3 protein-coding genes are annotated in these 4,116 nt (G+C 42.9%); all 3 read left to right on the top strand.

Features of this window, described 5'->3' with window-relative positions:
- Positions 1–1,468: transposase family protein (locus tag PY364_RS25000; protein ID WP_275570410.1), on the top strand; the 1,468-nt coding region annotated here is incomplete at its 5' end.
- Between the two features lie 2 nt (positions 1,469–1,470).
- Entirely contained in the window at positions 1,471–2,622 is a 1,152-nt protein-coding gene (locus tag PY364_RS25005; RefSeq protein ID WP_275570411.1) for an AAA family ATPase, read from the top strand.
- A complete protein-coding gene (locus PY364_RS25010; protein ID WP_275570412.1) occupies positions 2,612–4,045 on the top strand; it encodes a TniQ family protein in 1,434 nt (477 codons plus the stop codon). The genes PY364_RS25005 and PY364_RS25010 overlap by 11 nt, the downstream gene beginning before the upstream one ends.
- Positions 4,046–4,116: the final 71 nt, after the last annotated feature.

A 4,116-nucleotide genomic window follows, 5' to 3' on the forward strand; every position in this document is an offset into this window, starting at 1 on the left:
TCGCAAGCGGAAATTACCCGAAGATACCTTGGCAATTATGGACAAATTTATTGCAGAAGATTATGAAACTCTAAAACAAAAAAGAATGTGGGAGGTCTACGCAGCCCTAGTTCATGCTTGCGAACAAAGTGGTGCGATCGCTCCAAGCTACAAAGCATTCACAAAGGAAGTAAAGCGACGGGATGGCTACGAACAGACGAAAAAACGTCAAGGTCGTCGAGCTGCTTATCAGCGAGAATCTTTCTACTGGGAGTTAAATAAAACCACACCAAGGCACGGCGATCGTTCTTTTGAGATTGGTCATATTGACCATACACAACTGGATGTAGAACTTGTATGTTCCCGCACAGGTCGTCCTTTGGGAAGACCCTGGGCAACATTTTTAATAGACGCTTTCTCACGACGCTTGTTAGCAGTTTACCTGACCTTTGACTCGCCCTCCTATCGCTCTTGCTTGATGGCGCTGCGGATTTGTGTCAAACGTCACGGAAGACTTCCCCAAACTATAGTGGTGGACAACGGATCTGAGTTTCACAGCGTTTATTTTGAAACGCTTTTAGCAACCTTTGAATGTACGAAAAAGCAGCGACCTCCAGCCAAAGCACGGTTTGGATCGGTATGCGAACGTCTTTTCGGAACTTCCAATACCCAATTTATCCATAACCTGTTGGGTAATACCCAAATCATGCGCCAAGTTCGCCAGGTTACAAAGTCAATTAATCCCAAAAATCAGGCGATTTGGACGTTAGGGATATTGTACGAATATCTCTGCACTTGGGCTTACGAAGTTTATGATACGGACGAACATCCAGCACTTTTTCAGAGTCCCAGAGATGCCTTCGCCTCTGGAATGGCGGTTAGTGGTAGTCGAACTCATCGAATGATTCCTTATGACCAAAATTTTCAGATACTTACTTTGCCAACAACTTTAGACGGAAAAGCAAAAGTTCAACCGAGTCGGGGCGTAAAAATCAATTATATCTATTACTGGTCTAATACTTTTCGTGACCCTGAAATTGAAAATACTTCGGTACAGATAAGATACGACCCATTTGATGCAGGAATTGCTTATGCTTTTGTCCGAGGTCAATGGGTAGAATGCGTTTCCCAGTATTACTCAGAATTTCAAGGGCGTTCTGAAAAAGAACTGAAGCTGGCAAGCATTGAGTTACGCAAACATCAACAGAACCATGCAGGACAATCCAAGATTTCAGCTAAGAAGCTGGCAGAGTTTTTAGCAACTGTCGAAGCTCAAGAAGTATTACTAGAACAGAGATCGCACGATATAGAAGTCAGGGAAGTTTTTAGGTTGATTGAGGGTGGAAAAGCAAATCTTGCTGGTAATCGGCAATCAAAAATGACAGAAATTGCCTTTGAGGATAGTGGCTTTTCTGGTGACTCTGAATCTCAAAAACCTTTAAATAAGATGGCTACTTTAGAAACACTTATAGTTTATGAGGAGTTTTGAAAATGACAGCATCTACTGGATTTCCTATCGAACTTCTAAAGCAAACTGCAACACAAAGACTTGCCTACTTTGAAAGTTATACTGTGGCACATCCGCGATTAAAGGAAGCGTATGAAGCCCTCATACGTGCTATCGCCGAACCAGCGGGAGCCTCTTTCATCTTTGTATATGGCCCAAGCGGCATTGGTAAAACGACCTTGCGAATGAGAGTAGAACAGAAGCTCATACAGCAAATATTGTTAACTCTGGAAAGCGATCGCGGTCGAGTTCCTGTAGTTGGAATTGAAGCTGTAGCACCAGAATCTAGGAATTTCAACTGGAAGGATTACTACACACGAGCATTAATTGCTTTAGAAGAACCACTGATCGACCAAAAATTTGATTATGGGGTGCGGGGAATTTATCGAGATATTTTTGGACAAATTTCCATTGAATCTAAAGTAGTTGCACCTGCTTTACGAAGGGCTTTAGAAAATGCACTACGTTACCGCCAACCAGATGTCTTTTTCATAGACGAAGCGCAGCACTTGGGAAAGATGGCAAGCGGACAAAAACTGCAAGACCAGATGGACTGTCTCAAGTCCTTAGCAAACATGACTGGTATCTTACATTGTCTGTTAGGAACTTATGAATTACTCACATTTCGTAACTTGAGCGGTCAGCTTTCCAGACGAAGTGTTGATATTCATTTCCGCCGCTATCTGCCTGACATTCCAGAGGACATTCAAGCTTTTAAAAGCGTACTGCTTACCTTCCAGCATCAGATGCCACTTGAAGAAATGCCGGATTTAGTGACTCATTGGGAATACTGCTACGAACGCACTCTTGGCTGTATTGGAATACTGAAAAATTGGCTCACCCGTGCTTTTAAAGAAGCTCTTGATGAAGGATCAGCTACTGTTACTCTCAAACATCTACAAAGACGTAGTTGGTCGGTTGCCCAGTGTCAAAGGATGCTTAAAGAAATTCAAGAGGGCGAGAGACAACTATCCGAAACAGACGCAGATGTACAAAATTTGCGTACTGCTTTAGGGCTAGGGGAAGAATCAATTCATCTACGAGAAGAACCTTCTGTGTCACCTCGTCGTCAGGGTAAGATAGGCAAGCGCAAGCCAAAACGAGATCCAATTGGAGTGCAACAAGATGCTAAATAACGATGAGCTAACGCTTTATAGTTCATGGAATTTAGAAAAGATATCTACCCCATTACGTAGTCGTTTGTACTCACTGGAACCTATTGGGATTGGAACACTTTTCGCGGAAAGTTTGACAGGATACATTGCTCGATTGGCTCAAGCGCACTGCGTATTACCAGGCGTATTGATGGAAAGAGAGCTTGCATTATTTATAAAGCAAGTTCCTAAAAATAATGATTCAACTAAGAAGCAGGGTCGGACTGGTGTATTCGGTCACACGGGTACGTTCAATGGAGTTGGAGTAATGGCGTTAGATTGGATAATATCTCTATCAATACTCACACTACGTAACGATTTGCATTTTCTAACGATGCTAACTTGGAGTGAAGTTTTTCCAGTCAAGGGTTTGTTACGTAACAACATGGCGTACTGTCCTGTTTGTTTTGAAGAGATGCGAGAAGCTAGGCAGGTTGTCTATGAGCCTCTTCTTTGGGCAATAAACGGAGTTGACGTTTGCCCTTTGCATTATGAACTTCTGCGTCTTCAATGCAGTTATTGTAATCAACCCCTTTCTCCTCTTGCATGGCGCTCCCGACCTGGATACTGCTCAAAATGCGGACAATGGCTTGGATATAAACTTGATACGTCATCCAGCGTTTCTCGTGAATTAGCGGAAAAGCGATTGCAGTATCAAGTTTGGATTGCAAGCAGCATTGGGGAGTTGATTGCTGCGCAGCCAAGGCTTCCTTGGATGCCATCAAGAGAAAAAGTCGGAGAAGCTTTTTCTGTATGTATAAATAGGATGACCGAAGGAAATATAGCTGCTTTTGCTCGCTTAATCGGTAAACCTAGAAATACTGTTTGGACTTGGCAGACAGGGGAAATCTTGCCTCAACTAAGCGTACTTGTACGGATTTGTCACAGTTTGGGAATATCGGTGTTGGATTTTTTAAGTGGTAATTTTATTGTCGAGAAACTAGAGGAGGCAAGGATAATTTCTCAGATTCAATTGCCAAGACCAGACTCATCTCCAAAGAGAAGTGGCAACTTGGAACAATTAAGACGGATGCTAGAGACAATTAAGGATAGCGACGAATGTCCACCCCTTTCTATGGAAGAGGTAGCTAAACGCCTTAATTACAATGCTCGCTATCTCCGTAGGCATTTCAAGGATTTATGCACAACAATTTCAGCACGATACACCAGTTATCGTAAGACCCTACATAGAAGCAGGGTGGAACAGATTTGCTTATTGGTAGAGCAAACCGCTTTGGAAATATACGCCGAAGGGGAAGATCCTACTCGCAGCCGAGTTTCTAAGCGGCTAGCTAAACCAGCGTATTTTAGAGAAAATGAGGTATGTGCCGCATTGGAGGAACTACGACGCAAACTTGGGCTAAAAATCGATGTGAGGAATCTTATGGACTTACAGGTTAAGTGAACCCATAAGATTGCCACAGCTACATTGAAGCATAACCTTACCGTTGCGGCAAAGTTATGGGCAAAGTCACA

The sequence above is a fragment of the Kamptonema sp. UHCC 0994 genome (assembly GCF_029167235.1).
Taxonomy (GTDB): domain Bacteria; phylum Cyanobacteriota; class Cyanobacteriia; order Cyanobacteriales; family Microcoleaceae; genus Kamptonema.

What these genes read in the sequence shown, in the direction of transcription:
- PY364_RS25005 (WP_275570411.1), top strand. Translation starts at nt 1,471, where the DNA reads ATGACAGCATCTACTGGATTTCCTATCGAACTTCTAAAGCAAACTGCA.
- PY364_RS25010 (WP_275570412.1), top strand. Translation starts at nt 2,612, where the DNA reads ATGCTAAATAACGATGAGCTAACGCTTTATAGTTCATGGAATTTAGAA.